The organism is Streptomyces sp., from assembly GCF_050698815.1.
In the GTDB taxonomy this organism is placed as follows: Bacteria; Actinomycetota; Actinomycetes; order Streptomycetales; family Streptomycetaceae; genus Streptomyces.
Genome location: NZ_JBOHCV010000624.1, coordinates 1 through 4688, shown reverse-complemented (window position 1 = coordinate 4688; position 4688 = coordinate 1). Strand labels below are relative to the sequence as shown.

The 4688-nt window shown below is 68.0% G+C and carries 4 protein-coding genes and 1 pseudogene; 4 read left to right on the top strand and 1 reads right to left on the bottom strand.

What is annotated here, in order from left to right; all coding sequences use genetic code 11:
• The first annotated feature begins 46 nt into the window (after positions 1-46).
• The 4 genes from ACRDP3_RS22600 to ACRDP3_RS22585 are packed head-to-tail and all read left to right on the top strand — an operon-like array spanning position 47 to position 4465.
• Entirely contained in the window at positions 47-976 is a 930-nt protein-coding gene (locus ACRDP3_RS22600; protein WP_431518829.1) for a branched-chain amino acid ABC transporter permease, read from the top strand.
• A 5-nt stretch (positions 977-981) separates the two neighbouring features.
• Positions 982-2814, top strand: a complete 1833-nt coding sequence (locus ACRDP3_RS22595) for a branched-chain amino acid ABC transporter permease (RefSeq protein WP_431518827.1) — start codon at positions 982-984, stop codon at positions 2812-2814.
• Between the two features lie 5 nt (positions 2815-2819).
• Entirely contained in the window at positions 2820-3752 is a 933-nt protein-coding gene (locus tag ACRDP3_RS22590; RefSeq protein WP_431518826.1) for an ABC transporter ATP-binding protein, read from the top strand.
• Positions 3749-4465 carry an ABC transporter ATP-binding protein gene (locus tag ACRDP3_RS22585; RefSeq protein ID WP_431518828.1) on the top strand — a complete coding sequence of 239 codons (717 nt, stop codon included), beginning with the start codon at positions 3749-3751 and terminating at the stop codon, positions 4463-4465. Before ACRDP3_RS22590 ends, ACRDP3_RS22585 begins: the two co-directional genes overlap by 4 nt.
• A 63-nt stretch (positions 4466-4528) precedes the next feature.
• Here ACRDP3_RS22585 and ACRDP3_RS22580 read toward each other — a convergent pair.
• Positions 4529-4688: pseudogene (locus tag ACRDP3_RS22580) on the bottom strand (ABC transporter ATP-binding protein); the annotation flags it as partial.

The window sequence follows — 4688 nt, the reverse complement described above, 5'->3', positions numbered from 1 at the left end:
CACAACGCCCCCGCGCGGTGGTATCCAGACCCACGGAGGCCCCGCGGTGAACGACCTGCCGCAGCAACTGGCCAGTGGACTCATCCTCGGCGCGATGTACGGCCTCATCGCGATCGGTTACACGATGGTCTACGGCATAGTTCAGCTCATCAACTTCGCCCACGGCGAGATCGTCATGTTCGGGGCCTTCGGTGGCCTGACCGCATGGCTCATGCTCCCCCAGGGCACGTCCCTCATGTTCGCCCTGCCTCTCATGCTCGTGCTGGCGGTCGGAGTTTCCGTCCTCGTCGGCATCGGTGCGGAACGCTTCGCCTACCGGCCCCTGCGCAACGCGCCCCGGCTGGCCCCGCTGATCACCGCCATCGGCCTGTCCATCATGCTCCAGCAGCTGATCTGGAGCTTCTACCCGGACGCCAAGAAGGCCCGCTCCTTCCCGAAGTTCGACGGCGACAGCGTCCAGATCCTGGGCGCCAACATCCAGCGCGGCGAACTCTTCCTTCTCATCGCCGCGCCCATCTGCATGATCGCGCTCGGCTTCTTCGTCGCCAAGACCCGCACCGGCCGCGCCATGCAGGCCACCTCGCAGGACCCCGACACGGCGAAGCTGATGGGCATCAACACCGACCGCATCATCGTCACGGCCTTCGCCATCGGCGCGGCCTTCGGTGGAGTCGCGGCCATCGCGTACGGCCTCAAGTACGGACAGATCGACTTCAAGATCGGCTTCATCCTCGGTCTCAAGGCATTCACCGCCGCAGTACTCGGCGGCATCGGCAACATCTACGGCGCCATGATCGGCGGCCTCGTCCTCGGCCTCGCCGAGTCCCTGGCAACCGCGTACATCGAATTCATCCCCGGCATGGAACTGTTCGGCGGCGGCGCGTGGAAGAACGTATGGGCGTTCGCCCTGCTGATCCTGGTCCTGCTGATCCGGCCACAGGGCCTGCTCGGCGAACGCATCGCGGACAGGGCGTGATATCGATGGCAACCACCAACACCGGCGCGGACACCACCGCACCCGCCGCGCCCGCCGAACCGCTCGACCCGACCGGTGCCCCCGGCACTCTGCCGCTGCCGCCCAAGGCCGCCCGCATCCTCACCCTCGCGGGCGCCGTCGCCACCCTCGCCAGCACCATGCTGGCCTGGACGTGGACCTCCGAGTTCCCCGGCGACCTCACCTACTACGGCTCACCCGTCGATCTGCAGACGCTGACCCTCGTCGGCTCCCTGCTCACCATCCTGATGCTGCTGTCCGGCAGCGGCGTACGCGGACTGCGCTGGCTCACCCCCGGCGGCAAGACCGCACCCGTGGTGCTCCTCGCCATCGGCACCCTCGCCGTCGCCTGGTACACCGCCGCATCCATAGCCTTCACCCTCGGCGGACTGGTCAACTTCGAACCCGGCATGTGGGTCGCCGTGTTCGCCAGTCTCGCCACCGTCACCGGCGCCCTCGGCCTCCGCGCCGACCAGCCCTTCGACCCGGCCGACCCGACGCTGCGCGACCCGGGCGCCTGGCGCCGCTTCCGGCACTCCCTCAAAGCCACCACGCCCGCACCGGGCAAGGAACTCCCGGGCTGGGCCGAACTGCTGACCATCGCCGTCTCCTTCGGCGTCGGGCTGTACGTGTTCACGTACGGCATCGACACCGCCTACGGCGAGCTCTTCATCGGCTTCCTGCTCCTGGTCAGCTTCGGCGCCACCGCGCTCGGCCGCGCCGGACTCAGCCAGCGTCTGGGCGCGATCACCAGCAAGCACCGCAACATCACCTTCACGGCCGCGTTCGTCGCCGCCGCGTGCTTCCCGTTCACCCAGAGCAGCGACCAGTACACCTCGATCGCCGCGAACATCCTCATCTTCGCCACGGTCGCCCTCGGCCTGAACGTCGTCGTCGGCCTCGCCGGACTGCTCGACCTCGGATACGTGGCGTTCCTCGGCGTCGGCGCCTACGCGGCGGCACTCGTGTCGGGTTCGGACACCTCCGTACTCGGCGTGCAGTTCCCCTTCTGGGCCGCCGTCCTGACCGGCGCCGGCGCCTCACTCGTCTTCGGCGTCGTCATCGGTGCCCCGACACTGCGGCTGCACGGCGACTACCTCGCCATCGTCACGCTCGGCTTCGGCGAGATCTTCCGCATCGGCATGGAGAATCTGGACGGTTCCTCCGGGCCCGCCGTCACCAACGGCGCCAACGGCATCGCCAACATTCCCGACCTGGTGATCGCCGGCTTCAGCCTCGGCGAGGAGCACACCATCCTCGGCGTCGAGCTCGGCCCGTTCGCCAACTACTACCTGCTGATGCTCGTCTTCACGATCATCGTCGTGACGATCTTCCGGCGCGCGGACCGCTCCCGCATCGGCCGCGCCTGGGTCGCCGTCCGCGAGGACGAAACCGCTGCCCGCGCCATGGGCATCAACGGCTTCCGCGTCAAGCTCATCGCGTTCGCACTCGGCGCCACCCTGGCCGGCATGGCCGGCACCGTGCAGGCCCACGTCACCTCATCGGTGACACCCGAGCAGTACCAGTTCGTCGAGGTCGTACCGCCCAACTCGGCCTTCCTGCTGGCCGCCGTCATCCTCGGCGGCATGGGCACCGTCTCCGGACCGCTCATCGGCGCCTCACTGCTCTACCTCATCCCGGCCAAGCTGCAGTTCATCGGCGAATACCAGCTCCTGCTCTTCGGGCTCGCGCTGGTGCTGCTGATGCGCTTCCGCCCCGAGGGCCTCATCGCGGACCGCCGAAAGAAGCTCGAATTCCACGAAACCGGCCAGCTCGACGTCCCGACCGGCGGCCCCGGCCTCAGCAAGACGGAGGCGTGAGTCAGATGACCACCAGCACAGCGACCACCGGCCCCGAGGCCACGCCGGCCGGGCGGCACCCCGTACTGCGGGCCTCCGGCGTCACCATGCGCTTCGGCGGCCTCACCGCCATACGCAATGTCGAACTCACGGTGGACAGCGGCGAGATCGTCGGTCTCATCGGCCCCAACGGCGCCGGCAAGACCACCTTCTTCAACTGCCTCACCGGGCTGTACGTGCCGACCGAGGGCAAGGTCTCCTACAAGGGCAAGGTGCTCCCGCACCGCTCCCACCTGGTCACGCAGGCAGGCATCGCCCGTACCTTCCAGAACATCCGCCTCTTCGCGAACATGACAGTCCTCGAGAACGTCCTCGTCGGCCGCCACACCCGCACCAAAGAGGGTCTGTTCTCCGCGTTGCTGCGCGGCCCCGGCTTCCGCAAGGCCGAACGCAGCTCCGAGGAACGCGCCATGGAACTCCTGGAGTTCACCGGCCTCGCCGACAAGCGCGAACACCTCGCGCGGAACCTCCCCTACGGCGAGCAGCGCAAGCTGGAGATCGCCCGCGCCCTGGCCAGCGAACCAGGACTGCTGCTGCTCGACGAACCCACCGCGGGCATGACCGCAAGCGAGACCAGCGCCACCCGCGACCTGGTCCTCGCGGTACGGGAGAAGGGCACCGCCGTACTCGTCATCGAGCACGACATGCGCTTCATCTTCAACCTCTGCGACCGCGTCGCCGTCCTCGTACAGGGCGAAAAGCTCGTCGAAGGCACACCGGAAGTGGTGCAGGGCGACGAACGCGTCGTCGCCGCCTACCTCGGCACGCCCTTCGAGGGCGAACCGGGCGAAGCGGAAGCCGCCGAGGTACGGGAAGCGGAAACGCGGGGCGCCGAGAGCGCAACCGGTACCGACGGCACCGACGGCACCGACGAGACCCAGAAGGGAGGCAGGGCCTGATGCCACTGCTCGAAGTCGAGGACCTGCGCGTCGCCTACGGCAAGATCGAAGCCGTCAAGGGCATCTCGTTCAGCGTCGAAGCCGGCGAAGTGGTCACCCTGATCGGCACCAACGGCGCCGGCAAGACCACCACCCTGCGCACCCTCTCCGGACTGCTCAAACCCCTCGCCGGGAAGATCACCTTCGACGGAGAGGTGATCAACGACGTAGGCGCGCACAAGATCGTCGCCAAGGGGATCGCACACTCCCCCGAAGGCCGCCGCATCTTCCCGCGCCTCACCATCACCGAGAACCTCCAGCTCGGCGCGTTCCTCCGCAAGGACAGCGCCGGCATCCAGAAGGACATCGAACGGGCCTACACGCTCTTCCCCATCCTCGGAGAACGCCGCGGCCAGGCCGCCGGCACCCTCTCCGGCGGGGAACAGCAGATGCTCGCCATGGGCCGCGCTCTGATGTCCAGCCCCAAGCTCCTCATGCTGGACGAACCCTCGATGGGCCTCTCCCCGATCATGATGCAGAAGATCATGGAGACCATCACCGAGCTGAAGGCACAGGGCACGACGATCCTGCTCGTCGAGCAGAACGCCCAGGCCGCCCTCTCCCTGGCCGACCACGGTCACGTGATGGAGATCGGCACCATCGCCCTGTCGGGCACCGGCCAGGAGCTGATGCACGACGAGTCGGTACGCAAGGCCTACCTCGGCGAGGACTGACCCCGCCGGTTACGAGTGCGGCCCGCCCTGGTGACCAGGGCGGGCCGCACTCGTAACTGGGGGTCAGTCCTCGCCGAGGTAGGCCTTGCGTACCGATTCGTCGTGCATCAGCTCTTGGCCGGTGCCCGACAGGGCGATGGTGCCGATCTCCATGACGTGACCCTGGTCGGCCAGGGAGAGGGCGGCCTGGGCGTTCTGTTCGACGAGCAGGATCGTCGTGCCC

What these genes read in the sequence shown, in the direction of transcription:
- ACRDP3_RS22590 (WP_431518826.1), top strand. Translation starts at nt 2,820, where the DNA reads ATGACCACCAGCACAGCGACCACCGGCCCCGAGGCCACGCCGGCCGGG.
- ACRDP3_RS22595 (WP_431518827.1), top strand. Translation starts at nt 982, where the DNA reads ATGGCAACCACCAACACCGGCGCGGACACCACCGCACCCGCCGCGCCC.